18 protein-coding genes and 3 pseudogenes are annotated in these 20,262 nt (G+C 59.5%); 8 read left to right on the top strand and 13 right to left on the bottom strand.

The window, feature by feature from the left end; all coding sequences use genetic code 11:
* Positions 1-422: 422 nt before the first annotated feature.
* On the bottom strand, positions 423-1,631 hold the full coding sequence (locus P0D96_RS25840) for a cytochrome P450 (protein WP_408316136.1): 1,209 nt from the start codon (positions 1,629-1,631) through the stop codon (positions 423-425).
* 113 nt (positions 1,632-1,744) lie between these two features.
* Between P0D96_RS25840 and P0D96_RS25835 the strand changes: the two are divergent.
* Both P0D96_RS25835 and P0D96_RS25830 read left to right on the top strand, forming a co-directional pair.
* Positions 1,745-2,182 (top strand): annotated as a pseudogene (locus tag P0D96_RS25835) (IS3 family transposase); the annotation flags it as partial.
* Between the two features lie 719 nt (positions 2,183-2,901).
* The gene (locus P0D96_RS25830; RefSeq protein ID WP_408178692.1) at positions 2,902-4,092 is read left to right on the top strand and encodes a porin; all 1,191 of its coding nucleotides are present in this window, start codon (positions 2,902-2,904) and stop codon (positions 4,090-4,092) included.
* Positions 4,093-4,323: 231 nt separating this feature from the next.
* Here the strand turns inward: P0D96_RS25830 and P0D96_RS25825 are convergent, their stop codons facing one another.
* The 3 genes from P0D96_RS25825 to P0D96_RS25815 form a co-directional block, all read right to left on the bottom strand.
* A complete protein-coding gene (locus P0D96_RS25825; protein WP_408316134.1) occupies positions 4,324-5,298 on the bottom strand; it encodes a LysR family transcriptional regulator in 975 nt (324 codons plus the stop codon).
* Between the two features lie 175 nt (positions 5,299-5,473).
* Positions 5,474-5,710: a hypothetical protein gene (locus P0D96_RS25820; RefSeq protein ID WP_408316132.1), complete on the bottom strand. Its 237-nt coding sequence runs from the start codon at positions 5,708-5,710 to the stop codon at positions 5,474-5,476.
* A gap of 477 nt (positions 5,711-6,187) precedes the next feature.
* Complete coding sequence (locus tag P0D96_RS25815) at positions 6,188-7,324, bottom strand: porin (RefSeq protein ID WP_408178695.1); 1,137 nt, start codon at positions 7,322-7,324, stop codon at positions 6,188-6,190.
* A 364-nt stretch (positions 7,325-7,688) separates the two neighbouring features.
* On the opposite strand from P0D96_RS25815, the gene P0D96_RS25810 reads away from it, so the two are divergent.
* The 4 genes and pseudogenes from P0D96_RS25810 to P0D96_RS25795 all read left to right on the top strand — a co-directional run bounded on the left by P0D96_RS25810 (position 7,689) and on the right by P0D96_RS25795 (position 9,463).
* Positions 7,689-7,982 carry an IS66 family transposase gene (locus tag P0D96_RS25810; RefSeq protein WP_408316268.1) on the top strand — a complete coding sequence of 98 codons (294 nt, stop codon included), beginning with the start codon at positions 7,689-7,691 and terminating at the stop codon, positions 7,980-7,982.
* A 109-nt stretch (positions 7,983-8,091) separates the two neighbouring features.
* The gene (locus tag P0D96_RS25805; protein WP_408316130.1) at positions 8,092-8,676 is read left to right on the top strand and encodes a BPSL1445 family SYLF domain-containing lipoprotein; all 585 of its coding nucleotides are present in this window, start codon (positions 8,092-8,094) and stop codon (positions 8,674-8,676) included.
* Positions 8,677-9,140: 464 nt separating this feature from the next.
* A pseudogene (locus tag P0D96_RS25800) lies at positions 9,141-9,293 on the top strand (IS5/IS1182 family transposase); the annotation flags it as partial.
* A 23-nt stretch (positions 9,294-9,316) separates the two neighbouring features.
* The gene (locus P0D96_RS25795) at positions 9,317-9,463 is read left to right on the top strand and encodes a winged helix-turn-helix transcriptional regulator (protein WP_408316266.1); all 147 of its coding nucleotides are present in this window, start codon (positions 9,317-9,319) and stop codon (positions 9,461-9,463) included.
* A 301-nt stretch (positions 9,464-9,764) separates the two neighbouring features.
* On the opposite strand, the gene P0D96_RS25790 is transcribed toward P0D96_RS25795, so the two are convergent.
* From P0D96_RS25790 to P0D96_RS25755, 8 genes are all read right to left on the bottom strand, one after another.
* Positions 9,765-10,529: an ABC transporter ATP-binding protein gene (locus P0D96_RS25790; RefSeq protein ID WP_408316128.1), complete on the bottom strand. Its 765-nt coding sequence runs from the start codon at positions 10,527-10,529 to the stop codon at positions 9,765-9,767.
* Positions 10,526-11,404, bottom strand: a complete 879-nt coding sequence (locus P0D96_RS25785) for an ABC transporter ATP-binding protein (protein WP_408316126.1) — start codon at positions 11,402-11,404, stop codon at positions 10,526-10,528. The genes P0D96_RS25790 and P0D96_RS25785 overlap by 4 nt, the downstream gene beginning before the upstream one ends.
* Before the next feature lies 1 nt (position 11,405).
* Positions 11,406-12,320: a nickel transporter permease gene (gene nikC, locus P0D96_RS25780; protein ID WP_408178699.1), complete on the bottom strand. Its 915-nt coding sequence runs from the start codon at positions 12,318-12,320 to the stop codon at positions 11,406-11,408.
* A 64-nt stretch (positions 12,321-12,384) separates the two neighbouring features.
* On the bottom strand, positions 12,385-13,455 hold the full coding sequence (locus P0D96_RS25775; RefSeq protein ID WP_408316124.1) for an ABC transporter permease: 1,071 nt from the start codon (positions 13,453-13,455) through the stop codon (positions 12,385-12,387).
* Positions 13,456-13,510: 55 nt separating this feature from the next.
* Entirely contained in the window at positions 13,511-15,118 is a 1,608-nt protein-coding gene (locus P0D96_RS25770; protein WP_408316122.1) for an ABC transporter substrate-binding protein, read from the bottom strand.
* A gap of 64 nt (positions 15,119-15,182) precedes the next feature.
* Positions 15,183-15,746, bottom strand: a complete 564-nt coding sequence (gene ddpX, locus P0D96_RS25765) for a D-alanyl-D-alanine dipeptidase (protein WP_408316264.1) — start codon at positions 15,744-15,746, stop codon at positions 15,183-15,185.
* 73 nt (positions 15,747-15,819) lie between these two features.
* A complete protein-coding gene (locus P0D96_RS25760; protein WP_408316262.1) occupies positions 15,820-16,290 on the bottom strand; it encodes an RES family NAD+ phosphorylase in 471 nt (156 codons plus the stop codon).
* Positions 16,287-16,742 (bottom strand): Xre family toxin-antitoxin system antitoxin, encoded by a 456-nt coding sequence (locus P0D96_RS25755; RefSeq protein ID WP_408316120.1) that lies wholly within the window; start codon positions 16,740-16,742, stop codon positions 16,287-16,289. Before P0D96_RS25755 ends, P0D96_RS25760 begins: the two co-directional genes overlap by 4 nt.
* Positions 16,743-16,989: 247 nt before the next feature.
* On the opposite strand from P0D96_RS25755, the pseudogene P0D96_RS25750 reads away from it, so the two are divergent.
* Positions 16,990-17,476, top strand: a pseudogene (locus tag P0D96_RS25750) (DNA-binding protein); the annotation flags it as partial.
* A gap of 210 nt (positions 17,477-17,686) precedes the next feature.
* On the opposite strand, the gene P0D96_RS25745 reads toward P0D96_RS25750, so the two are convergent.
* Positions 17,687-18,442: a TetR/AcrR family transcriptional regulator gene (locus P0D96_RS25745; RefSeq protein WP_408316119.1), complete on the bottom strand. Its 756-nt coding sequence runs from the start codon at positions 18,440-18,442 to the stop codon at positions 17,687-17,689.
* Positions 18,443-18,633: 191 nt separating this feature from the next.
* Here P0D96_RS25745 and P0D96_RS25740 point away from each other — a divergent pair, with 191 nt between their 5' ends.
* Positions 18,634-20,262, top strand: coding sequence for a bifunctional 3-(3-hydroxy-phenyl)propionate/3-hydroxycinnamic acid hydroxylase (locus tag P0D96_RS25740; protein ID WP_408316260.1), 1,629 nt, complete (start codon positions 18,634-18,636; stop codon positions 20,260-20,262).

The following is a 20,262-nucleotide window of genomic DNA, read 5'->3' as shown; positions in this document are numbered from 1 at the left end:
GGCGACATTCCAGCAGTGGACAACATTCACACTGTGGCGATAGTACACGTCATCGTGTTGGACGTGCTTGTGCTTATCCGCCTCGGTTCTCTGCTGACGAAAGGGTCATACGCAGACGGGGTTTACCGTCGCGTTTTGCTTCCAGGCGGTTCGTCGGTATCTACTTCGTCAAGAAACCAGGCGAAGGGGGGCGCCCGCGACCGAGGGCGAGTTTCGCGCAGCGACGACGGGCAGAACGCCGTGGCGAAAGCGAGGCGTTGCAACGTCCGCTTTGCTGTTTTTGCCGGAAGTCGGCTGTTGGTCGAACTCAGCCTGAAGCTGAGCTTCCTTGGCCGGCAAGTTTCATCACTGAGGTTCACAAAGAATTCTGGTTCAAGCCAATACGCATTGATGTTTCGAGTGCGCGCGCGAGCCGAGGAAATTCACGTGGTCCGTGCTGACAGATGCACCGGCATGGCACTCAGGACCATGGTGAAGGCATTCATCTCTCGAATCGTACTTGGGTTGACAGCCATTCGGATCGAGAAGTTGGCCATCAGCATCGACAGCGCCAGGCGCATTTCCACAGCGGCCAGGTGACGTCCCGGACACACACGTGGCCCGGCGCCGAATTGCCGGTACGCACGTGAGTCGTGCGTGGTGCGCGGGCGGCTCCCGTCATGCAGCCAGCGATCAGGGTCGAACTGCAAAGGATTAGAGAAATTGCGCGCGTCGAGTGTGGCGGCCCGATTCAAGAAAAACATTTTCGTACCAACCGGTAGCGTGATGTCGTCGAGACACACGTCTTCCAATGGCTCAAACGAGTTGATCGCGACGACAGGACATAGCCTTCCAGTTTCCGTACAAACCGCTTCGGGCAGATCCAGTTGCTTCAACGACGTAAAGTCCGGGCAAACGGGAGCTGAGCCGAGCACACCGCGCGACGAGTCAAAGAGTCTCTGTTGCAAGGCCGAATCGGCAGCAACGTTTAGCAGCGTCCACGCTACCGAATTCGCTGTCGTGTCTTCGCCTGCAAGCAGTAGCGTGAGAACATTTGCAGCGACCTGGTCGTCGGTTACATCGGACTCCGGCGCGTCGCGCATAACCAGCATCGCTTCAAGGAGATGACTTGGCAACTCCGACGGGTCATCGCGCATTCGTTCACGTGCCCGGCTCATCATATTTCGCACGTATCCGTGGGCTTCGATCAGAGAGCGGTCGAGTTCGCAGTCCCGAGGGAGTTTCACATATCGCCAGTATGGAAAAGGCGCGTTGATACGATTCGTTAACATCGGAAATATAAGCGCGAGATGCTCTTGTATGACACCACGGTGTTTTTTTAGAGTTCTCGGATCTTCACCAAAAGCAAGAGCACTGGTGACATCCACCGTGTAGCGCTTGAGATCGTCAGTCATCTCGACTACATTTCCGTGCGCCGCTGCGCGTTGCCAACGTGGGTAAAGCCTCTCCGTAGTGGCCTTAAGACTGGGATAAAAGGCTTTGATATGTGGAATGGACAACGAATGCATAAGCAGTTTTCGTTGAGGCGCCCACGCTGCGCCCTCGGCAGAGAAGAGTCCGTTGCAGCCGAGCTCCTCCAGCACCGACTCTATCGATGCATGACGGCGATACCGGTGCGGACGTTCGCGCATTATGGTTTGGCCTCACGCTAGGGTCCGGGTGAGCGAACAACAAAAACCAAAGCGCCGTCACCGTCATGTGTGGCATTTATATCTTGGATCGTGGTCCAGAGGGGGCGCGATCTGGTGCCTTCAGAATGGCCGAGTTGCCCTTTATCGATCTGCACCGCGACGCCTTCGGGCTCGAGCCAATCTGCAAGGTCTTGCGGATTGCCCCGTCGGGCTACCGGCGTCATGCCGCACAACTTCACGATCCGTCGCCGCGATGTGGCCGCGCAAAACGCGACGAGTTTTTGCGGCCGCAGATCAAGCGCCTCTGGCAGGACAACATGCGGGTCTACGGCGCGGACAAAGTCTGGAAGCAGATGAAGCGGGAAGGTGTCGCAGTGGCACGTTGCACAGTTGAGCGGCTGATGAAGCTACAGGGTTTGCGCGGCGTGATTCGCGGTAAGCGAGTGCGTACTACCATCCCCGAAGTATCGGCCCCACGCCCGCTGGATCGTGTCAACCGTCAGTTCAGGGCAGACCGGCCAAACCAGCTGTGGGTTTCGGATTTCACGTACGGTACGCCCAGCCAGCGTAGCCCGCCCGTATGGGGGGTGAAGCTGCTTGAGCATGTCTGGAATGCAGTACCCGGAGAAGTTGACGTTGCGGTACCGGGGCATGCCCTCTCTCTGCTGCGAGAGGAAGTGAGCCGAAGCGGCTGTGACTTGCCGACACTGGCAAGGTGACGTAGTCCGTGGGAAACGGGGCTTGTGGCGAAGCGGGTACGCCAAGATGAGCCTCCAGACTGAGCATGGGACGGTTGAGGAAGACGAACCTGTTAAACCGCATCTGAGGATTGAAGTGTCACCCCTGAAGGTACTGCTGCATCACGGGCGAATGGGTCGCAGAGGATATAGCGGCTGGAGCGATCAGGGGCGTTGGCATAGGTCGGATCAAAGTTGCTTTGGCGCAGAGTCTGCGCCGGATTTCTCTCGCCACCGCCCAACCGTCCATAAATTCAGCAAATACTCCATACAAACTTCTCGGTTTAGTGGGTTACTGACGGGCTTCAGTACCGGTCTTTTCAGAACGGGGCGAAGAAAGCCCCGGGAAAACCCTATTAGGATCCCTACGTGTTGCCATGAAAAAAATAAACGGCAAGCAGTCCGAGTCAAATATGAGGCGCGTAGGTGTCAGTATTTTGATACACAATTTTGTTTCGCTTCGTTAATCCAAGGATATCGAGTTACCCTCCCGTTCGTAACAACAAAGCGAATCATTCTGCGCGGAGAAACGGATGAAACGAATTGCATTGTCGACCCTCTCGCTGGCATTGCTTGGCGCTGCAGGCGCAGCTCATGCACAAAGCAGCGTGACGCTCTATGGCTTGATCGACGAATCGATCCAGTACATTCACAACGCCAACACGGCCAACGACAACCTGTGGCAGCTGGCAGCCGGCAACCTGCAGGGTAGCCGCTGGGGCATGAAGGGTACGGAAGACCTTGGCGGTGGCCTGAAGGCGATCTTCCAGCTGGAAAGCGGCTTCGATCCGAATAACGGCAAAAGCCTCCAAAGCAGTCGCCTGTTCGGTCGTCAGGCGTATGTCGGTCTGGCGCACGACGCCTACGGTACGTTCACGATGGGTCGCCAATACGACCCGCTCGTCGATATGGTCCAGCCGCTGACGGCTGACAACTACTTCGGCAGCACGTTCGCGACGCCGGGCGACGTTGACAACAACGACAACAGCTCGCGTACGAACAACGCCATCAAGTACGTCTCGCCGGTGTGGAGCGGCTTCCAGTTCGAAGGCATGTACGCTCTCGGCGGCGTCGCTGGCGCAACGGGTTCAGGCCAATCGTGGGCAGGCGCAGCAACGTGGAGCGGCGGTCCGTTCAGCGTTGCTGCTGGTTACTTCCGCATGGAAAACGGCAACACGCTGGCAAGCCGCGGTTTCACTCCGGCAACGCCGGCTGGCGTCTGGGGTTCGGGCGCGACGTCGGACGGTACGTTTGACGGCTCGAACATCAACGGCGCGTACCAGTCTGCCAAGCAGATCGACATCACTTCGGCAGCTGGCCAATTTGTCACGGGTCCGTTCACGTTCAACGTGCGTTACAGCTTCGCGCAGTACAAGCCGGACGCATTCTCGGGCTTCGCGTCGCAGCAGAAGTACCAGGTTGCTGGCGCTTACGCAGGCTGGCAGGTCACGCCGGCAATGCTGCTCGGTCTGGGCTACACCTACACGCACGGCTCTGGCGATGCGTCGGCAAGCTACAACCAGGTTTCGCTGGGCGGCGACTACAGTCTGTCGAAGCGTACCGACCTGTACCTGATCGGTGCTTACCAGAAAGCAAGCGGCCATCAGCGTGATCAAAGCACGGGCGCCATCGTCGACGCAGGCGCATCGGTTGGCTCGTATGGCTTCGGAGCAGGTTCGTCCAGTCAGGAAATCGTCAGCCTGGGTATCCGTCACAAGTTCTAATAGAACGCATGACATACGGCTCGAAACGTCGGGCCGCACTCTTAAGCCAACCACGGGTGCAAGCCCAAAGGTTGGCTTTTTTGTTTTGTCATGTTCCTTGCACCCACACGAGGGCGCGTCTCCGTGAGCGATAACCGCTTACTCAAAGAACTCAAAGTGAGACCGGTATTGGCTCTCTAGTCTAGCCCTCTAATCGAAAAGTCGCGTTTATTTCGAGGTATCGTCAGTACCTCAGTTTTGTATGTCGTTTGCGGACATGCCGTTGCCAGCCGACGCCGCAGCAAGAGGCGCGAACGCGGCCTCATCACTAGCAAGACGTTGGGGCAACACTTCCTGCAGATACTCGACCCATGTCCTTATTTTTTTATCGAGAGGCAGGGGAGATGAGTAAACCACGTGGACATTACGCGTGTTCACCCTGTACTCAGGCAGGACGCGCACCACTGACTCAGCACGCAGTTCTTGCATTCCAACCCGAAGGGGCAATGGGCCTACGCCCAGACCAGCCAGAATGGAATCTTTGAGTACGTCGCATAGGTCGCTCAGAAGAACTGTGTGGCCGACCGAACATGCCTCATGACCCAATGGCCCCTCAAATTGCCATTCCCCAGATGACACATCGCCAGCGAGATCAATGCACCGATGTTGCTTAAGGTCATAAGGTGTCTTTGGTACTCCGTAACGTGCCAGGTAGACAGGTGAAGCACAGAGGATCGAAGACATCGCACCAAGACACTCAGAGCTTATGCCGGGTACGGGCGGTTCTGATGAGCAAAGAAGTACGACGTCGTGATGGCCAAGCATCGCTTCCTGTATCTGCTGCACCAGTGTAACGCTCACCGAAACCTGCGGAAATCGCTCCAGGTAGCCTGATATCAGACCCGGTAGGTGGTGCCGGTCAAAGCTCGCGGAGACGCCGATCCGAAGTGTCCCAGAGGGCTCGGCGCTCACTCCCAACGCCTCAGCCTCCGCCTGTTCCAAATGTTTGAGAATCACTTCGCAGTGGGAAAGATACCGCTCCCCTGCCTCCGTCAATGCCACGTGCCGAGTCGTCCTATGCAACAGACGTATGTTCAAGTGCGTCTCAAGGTCTGCTATAGCGCGTGATACCTGAGATGTAACGAGGTTGAGTTCTTGTGCTGCCGTGGTAAAGCTGGCAACTGATGCTACGTGAGAAAAGGCACGGATGGCCTGTAACATATCCATGGATCGATTTCGCTCCGTTCGGGCGTTAAACAATCGGTCAATGCCTGGAAACTGACTAGTCATACCACGGGGCGATTTTTTGCCGACCGGGACTGCGATGAATACACCTCTGTGCCCGAGGGGTCCGCATCCTTGTGCGAGCGGCTTTCTTTGGGGAATGTCGCCATAGTGTACTTCAGCAGAAAGGGACGGAGGTTTGCGAAGCGACGGCGAGGTTGAAATGCACGCGGCCGACGAGATTCCAGGCCGGGTGGCGCAACTTGAGGAAATCCTGAAGCGAGACTTTTGTGGTCGCCAGTTCCTGGTTCAAGGCAGCATTGATCTCGCGCCACAGCGTGGCCAGCTCATCTGCCGTTAGATACTCCCCGCCCGTCAGCGGCGGCGCATCGGCAATAAGGCAGTCGTGTTTCATCCGTCAATAGTGGCGCAGCGTCCTCCGGCACCGCAAGCAGGTGACCACTGGGCGTCAGGTGTGGCGCGAGAATATCGGAAGCAGTCAAACACGCCCGTCTTCATTGCACTGTTGCAGCAAGCCGTGAAGCCGCCTGTTTTCACGGAAAGCTTCGGAATCATCCAGCAGGCCCACCGGCCCAGTGCGAACTGAGCGAAGCTCCGTTTTCGCGTGGTCCGTTCGAATTGTGGGGTTGACCAAGCGTCCGGGGTATGCCTGGCCGCTGCGTTGCGCATGTCCTATGAACGGTCTTTTCATCTGCTGTAGGACAACCTGATTGCTACGTATTCACTCACGGAAGTTCGCCCCCGGCTGACAACCTTTGGCCTTCACGGCGGGCCGTGCTTGACGTGTCCCGCCGCGTGTCACAAATGCAGTGCACACGCGGTGTCGCCCCACCCCGCGAATTCGCAGGTCGCGCTTGTGCATGCGCTTGCTCTAGAAGCGATGACGCAGGCCCGCCGTCACTTCGACCTGGTTGGTGGTCGATGAAGGCGCGCTCAGTCCATTGATGAACGCCACCCCGAGTGCGGTGTTCTGGCTCGTGCTGACTGACTGGTAGACACCCTGCAGATACACGTCCGTGCGTTTGGAGAGCTTGTAACCCGTCTGCAGGCCAACCTGGTTCCAGTGCGGAGCACCGCTTCCGGCGTTACCGCCCGCGCGTGAGTATGTATACGCTCCGGACACGTTCATCGCTGGCGTCAGGTTATAGCGGATATTGCCCTCGAAGTTCTGGATATGGGTGCTCAAGCCAGTCTGGAATATCTCAGTCAGGTTGGTCTGTGTGTATACGAAACCAACGACTGCCGGTCCAAACGCGTAGTTCACCCCCGCTCCCCACGTCTGCTGGCGCGCGGCAGTGAGCGCCTGGCCATCCGTCACGGCGCCGTTGGCATTGAAGTTGGCCGCCGCCTGCGAGCTCGCGCCGTTATTCAGGTGAAGGTACCCGGCACCGAAGTTCAAGGGGCCCCAACTGTACGACGCGCCCACGCTGTATGCACGGTTGTTTGCAAAAGCGCCTGCTGCGTTGGAAAAGCCGTACAGCCCACCGAATTGGAAACCCGCATAGTTCGCACTCTGGTACTTGACCGAGTTGTTGATCGAGAAGGAATTGTTGTTCAGGTTATCGTTGTTGAACGGGTGGGCGAAGTGCGTTCCGCCATACTCCGTGCCAGTCAGCGCCAACGGCCCCACATAATCGATCATGCTGTCGTACTGGCGACCTAATGTGACAGCACCAAAGTCGACGCTCGACAGGCCGACAAAGGCCTGACGCCCAAACTCCCGACCGCTTTGTGAAAAGGTCCCGTTGTTCACGTTAAAGCCGCTTTCCAACGTAAAGATTGCCTTCAGACCACCCCCTAGATCCTCCGCTCCGCGCAGGCCCCAGCGGCTGCCCTCCACCGAGCCGCTCGTCATCTGCACGTTGCTGCGGCCGCCTTGGCTTGTGAGTTGGCTGTTCGTGTAGGTGATGCCGGCATCGATCAGGCCGTACAGCGTGACGCTGCTTTGGGCCTGTGCGGCACTCGCAAGCACGCCTAGAAGGGCTGCCGCCATAAGGTTTCTTTTCATTGCATCACTCCAGAAAATTACGGTGAAATAGCTTCACAAAATGGAGAACGCAGATCTCGAAGCACAAAAATCGCGAAAACCTCGGGCTGTCAATCTCACCGCATCTCTGGGTCGAGACAGCATAAACTCAGCAATCCTTTACATATATAGAGTTTTCTTTTTTGCAAATTTATTATTCACCGTTGTCCATCCGATTGATAGCGGGATGGATTGCATGTTGTAGTGAGCCGACAGATCAGGTTTTTCACGACCATAAAGAAGTCATGCAGACTCAGCCCCATAATGGTGCGCACGAAGACGCATCGTCGGCAAATTTCAGCAAGCGGCCCTTTGAAAAGCGGATTGGAGTCGGGATCAAACTAAGCTGTTCAAACAGTACTGTGATGAGCAGGCAAGGACGTTACTCGACGACCTTGGGAGATGGCTGCGGGGTCACCTATTGATCCTCCCGCTGCAGTCGGAAACGGCGAAGGCAATAAATTACTTCCTGAGCCGGTCGCAGGCACTCATCTATTACTGCGACGACGGCGTGGTACAGATCGACGATAACATCGTGGGTCGTGCTGCAAATGCGTTTGAGGTCACTATTAAGCACGCCAATATCACCAAAGTTCTCGTGACTGCTGTTCGCTACCGTACAGATACCATAGGGGGCTGAACACGAACTGCGGTTTTTCTCGAGGGGCTATTCACCTGCTGCTGAGCCACTTACTATGGATGAACAGTGCCATTAGTTAGCCGAACCAACAACGACGACGGAGGTAGCGATGAACAGGAGAGTGTTTGTACGGGCAGGCGCAGCACTAGTTGGCTCGGGTCTTGCGCTCACGGTGCCCCTAGGGGCGGTAAGGGACGCCATTGCTAACGAGTCCAACGATTCGAAGCGGCGGGCGATCGATGCAAAGGTCCATGGGACCTTGTCGAAGCTGTACGCGAACGTCAAGGGGTCCAGGGAATTGGTCGACAAGGCGAACGGTGTGCTCGTGTTCCCATCGGTGATCAAGGTCGGCTTCGTGGCCGGTGGCGAGTACGGCGAAGGCGCATTGCGCGTAGGTGGGAAGTCCGTTGGCTACTACAATACGGTATCGGGGTCATTTGGCCTGCAGGCGGGTGCTCAATCGAAGGCCATCATCTTCCTGTTCATGACCCATGATGCGCTCAACAGCTTTCGCCACTCCAAAGGCTGGTCGGTCGGTGGAGAAGGGTCAGTCGCGGTGTTGAAGGTCGGTGCGAACGGTTCAATCGATACGACAACGGCAACTTCACCAGTCAATGCGATCGTGCTGACCAATGCCGGTCTGATGGGAGATGTGTCGCTCTCGGGAACCAAGGTCTCGCGACTCAAAATTTGAGTGCGGCGATGGCCGCGTTCGTTTCGCGTAGCGTAACGGCTTTGCTTGGGACTCAAGCAAGCACGCTTTCGTGATCGCGCACGTTATTGAAGATGCGGGCGAGGCGCATGCCGTCGCCGCGCAGTTTGAAGGCCGCGTGCTTTTTCAACACTGACCGGTGGGTAAAGATGCGCGAGAGAAACGTGAAGGTCTATGCCGCGATTCGGAAGCCTTTTAGTACGCTGGCCCTTATGGGCATGGGGTTTGTGCGTGACGGATCGCAGATGGTAAAGCGTGGCGCGCGGAGCTTGGAGCAGGCGATTGCGTATAGTCGAGACGGCGACATCTGGCGCGTAACGCCGCTTGTGCGGCACTGGAAATAACAAAAAAGCGCTCGCGCCGGTCGTGCCGACTAACAAGAATTCGACACATGAGAGAGTTGGCTTTGTTGCCCGCGTTGGCGAGCGTAAATCTCGGCGCAATGAGCACGCCTGTTTCACAAGAGCAAAGGAACGGGTGCGACGCTCTGTTATATGGGTCATGTATTGACCGACAACCTGCACGGCCTGGTTGTCAACGTGCAGGTGACGCTGACCACGGGTACCGCCGCCGATTCAATGCGATTCGGCGTGACGTCGAAGGCATTTCGCAGAAAAGTCTGGTGCAGTGCCTCCGGCGACTTGAACGCAATGGCCTTGTGCGCTGGACAGTGTTGACCTTGGCCACGCTCGGTGTCGAATATGCGTTCACTGAACGGGGCCGGACGCTGGAACAGCCGGTCGGTGCCACTGTTCGAATGGACTACTAGTCATGCCGATGCCGTTCAGGCAGCCCACGCAACTTTCGAGGCGGCCGCGGAAGCCGATTAAGCTGGGCTTTTGTAGAACGATGGCATTCGGCAATGCATGCGTAGCATGGTCACGGATCGCCGACGCCCGAGGCCGCACGCCATAGGGCTGAACTCTCTCGTGTTGCAGTCACGAGTGTCAGTCCCAACGCAATGACATGAGCACATTCCTGCTCGGACCGGATGGTGGGTCGATTGCCGGGCAACAGATCGTAGTGGGCGGCGGTGGGTCGTTCTGAAGACCCGCGTGGACAGATGCGCTTCATAATGCTTGAACCGGCTTGCGCTGATAGCCCGCGGTCGCGAGAAGCAGGCTGCGCGTGTACTCATGCTCGACCTGTTGCGCGCGAATGGAAGCGACATCGCACTGCTCGACGATCTCGCCATTGCGCATGACCGCGACGCGCGAGCAGAGAAAGCCGACCACGGCCAGGTTGTGGCTCACGAGCATCATCGTCAGATTGCGTTCGCGATGAAGCCGTCGCAGCAGATTGAGAATCTCGGCCTGCACGGAAACATCGAGCGCGGACGTCGGCTCATCGAGCAGCAGCACGCGCGGTTCGAGAATCAGTGCTCGTGCGATTGCGACGCGCTGCCGCTGGCCTCCTGACAACTGATGCGGATAGCGGAAGCGATACGCCGGACTCAAGCCGACTTCGCGCAGCGCATCCACGATGCGTTCGTCCTGCCGGTCGATGCCGTTGATGGACAGCGGCTCGCGCAAGGTCTGATCGACCGTAAAGCGCGGGTGCAGCGAGCCGTATGGATCCTGAAAGACCATCTGCACGTCGCGTCGAAAGGAGCGGTTGATCTTCTCTCCAGGAACATGTGAGCCGACCTTCATATGACCGCCGGCGATGGGCGCAAGTCCGGTCAACGCACGCAGGATCGTCGACTTGCCGGAACCCGATTCGCCGACCAGCCCGAACACTTCGCCTGCGCCGACATGAAAGCTCGCCTCGCGTACTGCGTCAAAGTAACCGGTCTTGGTCCTGAAGCGGACCGTCAGGGCGTTGACGTCGATCATGCTGACGCTCCTGTCGATTGCGTGAGCCATGTTGCGTCTCGCTTCAGCACGGGCAGTTCATCGGGAGGATTGATGAGCGGTGGACTCGCCGCGAGCAGGCCGCGCGTATAAGGATGCTGGGCGTGAACGAGATCGCGGGCCGCACAGGTTTCCACCACGCGCCCCGCGTACATCACGACGACGCGGTCGCAGAACGACATCACGAGCGGCAAGTCATGGCTGATGAAAATGAGGCCCGTGTCGTGCTTTTCGATCATTTCGTCGAGAATTCCGAGCACCTGCATCGAGACGAGCACGTCGAGCGCGCTGGTCGGCTCGTCGGCGACGAGCAGTCGTGGGCCGGACGACACCATCATGGCGATCATCACGCGTTGTCCCATGCCGCCCGACAACTCGTGCGGGTAGGCATCGGCGACACGCTCCGGATTGCGGATGTGCACCGCCGCCAGCGCCGCGATGATCTTCTCGCGCATCTCGCGGCGGCCGAGCTTCGGGCCGTGCAGTTCGAACGCCTCGCGCATCTGCTGCGCGACGGTCATCACCGGGTTCAGTGAGTATTTTGGATCCTGGAGGATCATGCCCATTTGCTGGCCGCACAGTTGCCGGCGTTTGCGTGCCGACATCGCCAGCAGATCGTGACCATCGAACTTCATCGCCTTCGCATGGTATTGCGCGGCAGGCGGCAGCAGGCCGAGCAGCGCGCGCCCGGACAGCGATTTGCCAGAGCCGGATTCGCCGACGATGCCGAGCCGCTCGCCGCGATGGAGCGTCAGCGACAGGCCGCGTACGGCTTCCGTCAATTCGCCGTCGTGACCGCGAAAGCCGATTCGCAGGTCGTCGATTTCACACAGGGGCTGGGTCATATCGGCTGGCATGTCAGTTTCCATGGCGCGGATCGAAGACATCTCGTAGACCGTCGCCGAGCAGGTTGAAGGCGAGACTCACCAACAGAATGGCAACGCCCGGAATGGTGGCCACCCACCACGAATCGAGCAGCACATTGCGGCCCGACGCGACCATGTAACCCCACTCGGGGCTCGGCGGTTGCGCGCCGAGGCCGAGGAACCCAAGACCCGCGACGGTGAGGATGATGCCGGCCATATCGAGCGTCGCGCGCACGATCACCGACGACGAGCACAGCGGCACGATATAGCGCAAGAGAATGCGTATCTGCGACGCGCCCTGCAACCGCGCGACGTGAATGAAATCGGCTTGGACGAGCCGCAGGGTCTCCGCCCGCGCTAGACGTGCATAGGCCGGCCACGCCGTAATCGAAATCGCGATCACCGCGTTGATGACGCCCGGTCCCAGCGCGGCCGCGAAGGCGAGCGCCAGCACGATCTTCGGAAACGCGAGGGCCACGTCCGTGACCCGCATCAGCGCGTTATCGATCCAGCCGCCAAAGAAGCCGGCGGTGGTGCCGATCAGGAGGCCGACTGGAACCACGATCACCACGACCAGAATCGCGATCGAAAGCGTGAGCCGCGATCCATAGATCAGCCGGGAGAGGATGTCGCGGCCAAGCTGATCGGTGCCGAACCAGTGTGACGGCGAACCCGGCGGCAGAAGGCGGTCGGAGAGGACTTGCTGCAGTGGATCGTGCGGCGCGATCAGCGGTCCGATTGCCGCGACGACGATAAGCAAGGCGAGAATCACAAAGCCGAACACAGACAGCGGATTGCCCGCGAAGCGTCGCCAGCGCCGATAAGCGAGGCCGAGCGCGGCCTGTTTGCGTGAAGCAGGTGTGTCACTCAACAGCCAGTCTTTCCATCGTCGGGGCGGGGCATTCATCGGCCAGTCCTGCGTTTGCGTTGATTGATCGAGCGGGGGAAGCACGAAATAAACCGGCGGGGCATCAGCGGGCGCGCGGATCGAACACACGATAGAGCGCGTCGGTCAGCAGATTTAGCGCAATGAACGTGACGCCGATCACGAGTGTGCTGCCAAGTACGGCGTTCATATCGGCATTCAGCAGCGCGCCAGTCAGATACGAGCCGATACCGGGCCAGGCGAAGACGATTTCGGTCAGTACCGAACCTTCGAGCAGATAGCTGTACGTGAGTGCGATGATGGTCAAAAGCGGTACGGCGATATTGCCGAAGGCGTGACGCCAGATCACCCGGCGCTCGGGCAGACCTTTTGCGCGTGCCGTGGTGATGTACTCCTGGCTCAACTGTTCGAGCATGAACGAGCGCGTCATCCGGCTCAGATAAGCGACCGAGTAGTAGCCGAGAATGGACGCAGGCAGCGCGATATGGGAGAACGCATTGAAAAACACGTCCCATTCGCCGGCGATGAGTGAATCGACCATCAGGCTGCCCGTATGCGTATCGACCATACCGTCGAATACGGGATCGACGCGCCCCGGGCCGGCTACCCAGTGCAGCTTCGCATAGAACAACAGCAGTCCCATCAGTCCGAGCCAGAACACCGGCACCGAACTGCCAACGAGACCGATAAAACGTGCAACATGATCGATCCAGCGGTTGTGGCGCACGGCGGCGATCACGCCCAGCGGCACCCCGATCAGCACACCGATGATGGTCGATAGGGTCGCGAGTTCGAGCGTCGCGGGGAACACGCGCTGGATGTCTTCGATGACAGGGTGCGCCGTCAGCAGCGACATGCCGAAGTTGCCATGCAGCACATCGCGCACGTAGATCAGGAACTGCACGGTGAGCGGCTTGTCGAGCCCGAGCTGCAGGCGTGCCGCCGCGTAGGCCGCCGCCGAGGCGCGATCGCCGAGAATCGCCAGTACCGGGTCGATCGGTATCTTGCGGCCGATCACGAACGTGACGGCCAGCAAGCCGGTAAAGGTAATCACGAGCGTGAAGATCCAGCGCACGAGGCGCAAGGTCCAGCGCACGCTGGCGCTTTCAGTCGAAAGCGCGCGCATGCGTTCGAGAGTCGTGAGAGGAGTCGACATGATGGGTCCCCCGGCCGAAGGCGAAACCAGGACAGTTTCGCCTTCGCCGCATACGTTACTGCTTCTTCAGGTCGCGATACGACACGAGGTCGTTGATCGGACCCACTTCGAGCCCCGTCACGCCCGGCCGTGCGGCGACCTGAGAGACCTGTTGGAACATGATCACGAAGGGTGAGTTCGCAAGCATCTGCTTCTGCATCGTCTGGTACAGTTCGGCACGCCTCGCGGTCGACGATTCGGCGAGCGCCGCGTTAGTTTCCTTCGTCAGATCAGGAATATTCCACGAGTTGCGCCATGCGAGCATCTTGTACGCCGACTTGTCGGAGTTGTCCGGATTCCAGGTGAAGCCCTGCGCATTGCTGTGCGGGTCGATGTAGTCCGCCGACCATTCGCCGATATAGATGTCGTGCGAGCGCGAGCGGTACTTCGCGAGCGTCTGTTTGTTGTCCCCCGGGATGATCTGAACCTTGATGCCGCCTTGGGCGAGATTGGCCTGCACGGCCTCGGCGATTTCACCGTACGGGTAGCCGTTACGCACGTCCATCGTCACGGAGAAGCCATTCGGAAGTCCGGCTTTTGCCAGCAGCGCCTTGGCCTTTGCGACGTTCTGCTGGTAAGGATTCGTGTTCAGCACGCCGAGAAAGCCTTCCGGGAGGAAAGTTTCGTGCACCTTGTAGGTGGTCTTCGCGACATTGCTCTGAATGCCGTTATAGTCAATCAGCCACTTCATCGCTTCCTGGACTTCCGGTTTTGCCAGGTTCGGATTCTTGACGTTGAGGCCGAGGTATAGAAGTGTCGCCTGCGGCACGGCGGTCACATGGGCCTTGCCGGATTTCGTGAGCGCGGCGAGATCGTCCGGGCTCAGATTGCGCGCCACATCGACATCGCCGTTCTCAAGCAGCAGGCGCTGGCTCGATGCTTCCGGCACGTGACGCAACACAATGCGCTTCATCGCGAGCGGTAAGCGGTAGCCGTCGAAGCGCTGCAATACGATGCTGTCGTTGGCCGTCCACTTGACGAGCTTGTAGGCGCCGGATCCCGCCTCGTTCGTGCGCAGCCAGTCGTTGCCGAAGTCATTGCCTTTCTGATGCGAGAGCAGCAACTGCTTGTCCACCACCGATGCAGGCCACGCGCCAAGCACGTTCAGGACAAACGTCGGTGCGTATTTCTGGTCGGTCGTCACACTGACAGTTGTGTCGTCGATCTTTTTCACGTTGTTGAGCACGTTGTCCCTGGTCAAGCCGATACCTTGCAGCACGGCGGCCGCGCCTTTGTCGAGCAGGACCGTGCGCTGGATCGACCAGGCGATGTCGTCGGCGGTCAACGGATTGCCCGAGTGGAACTTGAGACCCGGACGGATCTTGAACGTGAAGGTCAGACCGTCGGGGCTGACGGTCCATGATTGTGCGACATCACCGTTGAACTTCGACGGGTCTTTCAGATCGACTCGCACCAGTCGGTCGTAGGTATTCGCCACATATTCTTCTGGCACCAGCTCGTATACTTCGCCGGGATCGAGCGTGGTGAATTCGTCGAGGAAAGTCGCCATGACGAACATGTCTTTCGGCGTCGCCGCTGCAGCGGAGCTGGCCGCTGTGAACGACAGGGTCAAGGCGGAGACGATCGCTGCCGCCGTCAATGCATTGCGCAGTACCAGTTTCATACTCGCTCCATAAGGGAATGGGTAGAGCCTGTCAGGGAACAACGGATGGGGAAATCGAAAGCCACTACATGAGGCGTAACGGGCCGCTTTCACTGTTGTCGATCAGAGGCAGCGCACGGGAGCCAGGCAGCTCGTAATGCCACCATTCGTTCTTGATGTGCGTGAAACCCGCGGCGTGCATGATGCCGAGCAGTAACAGGCGGTTGCTCTGCACGTGCTCGGGTAGGCCAGGATGGAAGTGCTCGGATTCGATTGTCATGGCGTCAAAGCCGGTGCCCATGTCGAGTTCGCTGCCGCTGGCATCGAGCAGCGTCAGGTCGATCGCCGTGCCGCGGCTATGGTTCGAACCACGGCCAAGCTCAGCGATGTAGGTGGGATCCGGCAGAAAATCCCACAGCACCTGCTGCGCCTGGGGCGGACGGTAGGCGTCGAAAATCCGCAGCGTCAGGCCGGCGTTGCGGGCAATCTTGACCGCCTTCCGCAAACCGGCTTCGGCTGGTTCGAGCAGCAGGCAGTGGGCCTCCTTGTAGATGGGCTTGCCGGTCAGGTTACGCTCGGTGGCATAGACGAGGTCAATGTCGACGCCGTGCGTGGCGGGCGTGATTTCGATGAGTCGCGGTTCTGTCATGGAGGGCGGTGGAATATCCAATGAAAGAGGGTTCAGCGATCGAACCGGTTAAATTCACCTTGCAGATTCGCAGCTATGCCCGCGTCAAAAGCCGGAGGGTGCGCGGATCCTGGCGCACCTCAATGGCCACGCTGATTTCAATGAGCGACGCATCTTTATGGGCGGGATTGAGAATGAAGCTAAAGGCAAAAGGCACCACGGCGCTGGGCACCTTGAGAATGGCAGAATTTGCATGCGCGAGCCATTCCGTTCCGGCGGCCTGGGTCCAGGCCTGGTCGTCGCGCCAATCGGGCGGAAAACCATCCTCTTCCATTTCGGCGATCGTCATGCCGTCGTCGACCTCAACCTTCAGCAGCTGGTAGGTATCGGGGAGATCCGCGGTACCGCCGATTTCCTGATGCACAAGCGTTTCCAGAAGGGCGCCAGCAGGATGCTCTGCCAGATAGACCACAGGTTGCCCTGCGAAATGCCATCTCCCGGGTGCACGGAGTCCGCCAATTCCTTTCAGATCGGCGAAGTTGCTGGTTCTCCATAAGACCATCAGGCGAAGTACCCTTCGTCGATCTGGATCAATGCATCCTCGACCAGACGCGCCCCATGTTCAGTGCTAGCCATCTCAAGCGCACTGCGGCCTGTGAAGCGCTTCTGCGGGTTTCGCAGCCAGTGCATCGCTTTTGCAGTGTTTCCGAAGACCGCTGTCGCCTGCGCCAGGATGCGCGCCAGACGGATGGCCCGGTCGGATTCCTCGGTTGAGAGACGTTCGTGCTGCTGACGCCTGTGAGTCAGGGTGCGTCGTGGAATGATGAATGCGAGTTCATCCGCCTTCAGTCCCTGCGCCGTCAAGCGGTCGATAACTTCAACGGCCAGCCGCTCGCTTGCGAGCTCGGCGAGATCGGTTTCGCTGCGAATGCGCGCGTCAAGCAGTTGCCCGAGCATCGTCAGTTGCGCCCGGCGCGGGTTTCCGGCTCCGGTAGGCACGAAGGCGATTGTGGTCATGGCAACTCCGTTTCGGCAAAATGCTCACTCATTATAGGCATTTTGCCGGAATCGCGCTTGGGCGATGGAGGCATCTGACTGATCGGTGCGGCCACCGGCGTGTCGTTGCCGTCGACATGCATAGTTTTATTCCCGCGCGTGGCCAATCGAAGTTTGGCTGGTAGGGCGTCGAGAACTGCGCCGTCATTTGTAGCCCGTTTGCCGGTTGGCTCCGCTACGTGAGGCCTGATCAATACCTGCCTCGCCTGTGACGGCCGACGTTCAGCCCGATGAAGTCCGCCTTGCCGCCGAAATCGACCGGCTGAAGGCCGAATTTCCGAAGACTCGCGAGCTGCACCGCGAGGTCTGCGCGCTGTTGTTCTTCCGCTTCGGCATCACGCCGACCGCGAACCGGCTGTATCAGCTGGTGAAGCGCGGCAGCATGAGCACGCCGACGCGGGTGCTCGGCGAGTTATGGATTGAGTTGCGCGCGAAGAGCCGCGTGCGGATCGACCAACCGGACCTGCGGGCCGCCGCCGGCGAACTGGTCGCGACGCTGTGGATGCGTTCGACCGCATCGGCGCAGGTGGCACTGGGACGAAAACGCCGCGCGCGACCTGGCACTGGTGCAGGCGAGTGTGGATTTCTCGGAGGAGATCGAGAAGCTGCGGGCCAGCGCCGGACTGGCCGAAGAGCGGCTACGGGCGACCGAGAAGCGGGCGCTGCTCGAGATCGAGCGTGAGCGGGCGCCTGCCACTAGTGCGATCTACTGTTCCCCGAGCCTCCACGGCTGGGACGTGTTGCACGCGCTGCGGAGCGGGTCTGAAAGAAATGCATCGCGTCGGCGGTTGAATGGAGTCCAGACCCGGATACAGATTGGTAGGCGAGGCCAGCCGGAAAGCACCGTTGCTCATTGTACCGGGGCGATGACTCCAGTCCCGTCACCTACGTTATCGTCGCCCGCCTCACTCCCCATCGACTTCCGTCTCGACGAGCGGCAACGCTCGCATTGCAATCTTCTCCGCTTCCGCGCGCTTGAGCCCGAGTGTCTGCAGAAGCGTTGCGGCAGTGCGCTCGGCGAAGTGCTCTCCGCTGAAACCAAGTTCTTCGAGCAGTTGCGCCGCCGGCGCGCCCGGTGAGACGAAATTCAGTCCGGCTGCAACTGCCGCGAGCACCGTGCCGCCCACCGAAAGAAAGCCGATGAAGGGGTCGGCAACCATGAAGCGCTTGGCGGCGATGCCATTTCCGATATCCCGCAGCAGCCGCTGACCCAGCCCGCGGCTCAGCATGCCCGCTGAAAACCCTTCCCGTATCAGGAAGCGCCCCCATACCGGATCGCGCCGCGCACGCATCAGGGTATGACGCACCGAGACGGCGATCACTTCTGCGGGGTCGGACAGGCCCGCCGCGAGGCGATCGAGCATGTCGGCGAATTCCTCGAACACGTTGTCCACAAGCGTCGTGTAGATGGCTTCCTTCGACTCGAAGTGGTTGTAGAACGAGCCGAAGCCGACGTCGGCGGCCTCAGTAATTTCGTTGATAGCTACGCCTTCCATGCCCTTTTCGGCCATCAGCGTCAAAGCAGCGTCGAGCAGGCGGGCGCGCGTCTCGCGCTTGCGACGGGCACCTCGCGGCTCGCGTTCTTCGGGAACGGCAACCGGGGAGACTGACGCCGCACGGGTAGGGCGCTTTGCTGTCGGGCGATTTGAAGTGTTCGGCATGATCGGTCCAGTTTTGGCCATACCGAAGTATAGATGCTATTGTCTATGTTGACAAAATAATCAATTATGACTTTAATGTCATTAACGGCCGACTAGCGCCGGTCTAGCAAACAACAGACGGAGTGACTGTGGAGACAGCAGCAAACGATGGTTTCGCGCCGTACAGCCGGGATGGCGAGGGTCGTGCGCCAATTGAGGCATTTCCGTCGGCCGTAGATGTTTTATTGGTGGGTTGCGGACCGGTGGGTGCCACCATTGCGAATCTGTTGGCACGACACGGTGTGAACGTGATCGTTGTCGACAGGTCGACTGAAGTATTCATGGCGCCCCGTGCGATCGCGCTCGATAACGAAGCGCTGCGCATCCTTCAGCTTGCCGGCGTTGCGGAGAGCGATTTCGAGACGATCGCCATACCGTACGTCCGCATGAGGTCGCCCATGCTGGGCCTGTTCGGCAGGGTGAATTCGCTGGGCTGCCTGGATGGTCATCCCAAGCTCGTCACCTTCTACCAGCCAGACCTGGAGCGGTGCCTGCGCGCCCGGCTCGCGACATACGACTGTGCGCACGTCGCGTTGGGGGTCGAGCTCAGGAGCTTCACAGAGGAGCGGGATCACGTGCTCGCATCTTTAGATCTTGGTCAGGGGCGCACTCATGTGGTCCGGGCCCGCTATCTGGTTGGCGCGGACGGGGCGAGTTCATTGGTACGCCAGCTCATCGGGCAGGAATTCAAGGGCAAGACGTTCGCCGAGGACTGGCTGATCGTCGATGCCCGCAATGTACCGCGTCCGATCGATCACATCGAGTTCATCTGCGATCACCGTCGACCGATCCCGCATATGGTCGCGCCTGGCGGCCGTGAACGCTGGGAATTCATGCTCCGGCCTGGCGAGCGTCGCGAGGACATGGAATCCGAGGCGCGTGTCCGGGCGTTGCTTTCCCCCTGGGGCAATGTCGATGACATGATCATCGAACGCAAGGCCGTATATCGCTTCCATGCGCGCGCTGTCGATGCATTCAGCAAGGGCCGGGTGTTCCTGGCGGGCGACGCGGCCCACATCACGCCCCCGTTCGTCGGGCAGGGGTTGGTCGCAGGTCTTCGGGACGCCGCCAACCTGTGCTGGAAGCTCGCATGGGTGGTGCAAGGACGTGCCGATGCAGGGATTCTCGATACCTATGACGAGGAGCGGCGCCCCCACGCAAAGGCGATGATCGACCTCGCGAAGTTTATGGGCAAGCTCGTCATGCCCCGGAGTGGGATCGTCGCCTTATTCACTCACGGGTTGATGCGTCTGTCGCGACTGGTACCGCGCCTGCGCGCCCAATTCGAGGAGCTGCAGATCAAGCCGAAGAATGCATTCCGCCGGGGGCTATTCGTCAAGGGTGGCTCGTCGACCAAGCTTGTTCGTGGCGCTGTTATCGCGCAGGGCTGGGTGCGAGGCTCGGACGGCGCCACGCGTCTGAGCGACGATGTGTTCGGCCAGGGCTTCACGCTGATCGGGTTTGGAGTAGATGCGGCGGCTGCGCTCGAGCACGCAACGGCCGCAGCGTTTGGGCGTGCCGGAGGGCGCGTTGTCCAGATTGCCCACCGGGGGCAACGGCTGCATCTTGCCCCGCGCGACAGCTGGGAAGACCTCGAAGGCGTATTTCTTCCCGGGCTGGTGCCCCTCGGGTGGGCTGCGGTAGTCCGGCCCGACAAGACGATCGTCCACGAGGGGCCGGCCACCGATGCAAACCGTATTGTGCGCGAGAGCCTTGCCTTGCTCGGTAATCCCTTGAGCGTGCCGACACCGGAAGTCGAGACCTCCATTCGAACCGCCTGA

The organism is Paraburkholderia sp. RL17-347-BIC-D (assembly GCF_046027915.1).
In the GTDB taxonomy this organism is placed as follows: Bacteria; Pseudomonadota; Gammaproteobacteria; order Burkholderiales; family Burkholderiaceae; genus Paraburkholderia.
The sequence above is the reverse complement of the archived record's forward strand: the minus strand, read 5'-3'. Positions and strand labels throughout refer to the sequence as shown.

Excerpts from the sequence above, each read along its gene's own strand:
- ddpX (WP_408316264.1), bottom strand. The coding sequence starts at position 15,746 with ATGACAGAACCGCGACTCATCGAAATCACGCCCGCCACGCACGGCGTC.
- P0D96_RS25815 (WP_408178695.1), bottom strand. The coding sequence starts at position 7,324 with ATGAAAAGAAACCTTATGGCGGCAGCCCTTCTAGGCGTGCTTGCGAGT.
- P0D96_RS25820 (WP_408316132.1), bottom strand. The coding sequence starts at position 5,710 with ATGAAACACGACTGCCTTATTGCCGATGCGCCGCCGCTGACGGGCGGG.
- P0D96_RS25785 (WP_408316126.1), bottom strand. The coding sequence starts at position 11,404 with ATGCCAGCCGATATGACCCAGCCCCTGTGTGAAATCGACGACCTGCGA.
- nikC (WP_408178699.1), bottom strand. The coding sequence starts at position 12,320 with ATGAATGCCCCGCCCCGACGATGGAAAGACTGGCTGTTGAGTGACACA.
- P0D96_RS25790 (WP_408316128.1), bottom strand. The coding sequence starts at position 10,529 with ATGATCGACGTCAACGCCCTGACGGTCCGCTTCAGGACCAAGACCGGT.
- P0D96_RS25745 (WP_408316119.1), bottom strand. The coding sequence starts at position 18,442 with ATGCCGAACACTTCAAATCGCCCGACAGCAAAGCGCCCTACCCGTGCG.
- P0D96_RS25805 (WP_408316130.1), top strand. The coding sequence starts at position 8,092 with ATGAACAGGAGAGTGTTTGTACGGGCAGGCGCAGCACTAGTTGGCTCG.
- P0D96_RS25840 (WP_408316136.1), bottom strand. The coding sequence starts at position 1,631 with ATGCGCGAACGTCCGCACCGGTATCGCCGTCATGCATCGATAGAGTCG.
- P0D96_RS25775 (WP_408316124.1), bottom strand. The coding sequence starts at position 13,455 with ATGTCGACTCCTCTCACGACTCTCGAACGCATGCGCGCGCTTTCGACT.
- P0D96_RS25830 (WP_408178692.1), top strand. The coding sequence starts at position 2,902 with ATGAAACGAATTGCATTGTCGACCCTCTCGCTGGCATTGCTTGGCGCT.
- P0D96_RS25755 (WP_408316120.1), bottom strand. The coding sequence starts at position 16,742 with ATGACCACAATCGCCTTCGTGCCTACCGGAGCCGGAAACCCGCGCCGG.
- P0D96_RS25825 (WP_408316134.1), bottom strand. The coding sequence starts at position 5,298 with ATGGATATGTTACAGGCCATCCGTGCCTTTTCTCACGTAGCATCAGTT.
- P0D96_RS25770 (WP_408316122.1), bottom strand. The coding sequence starts at position 15,118 with ATGAAACTGGTACTGCGCAATGCATTGACGGCGGCAGCGATCGTCTCC.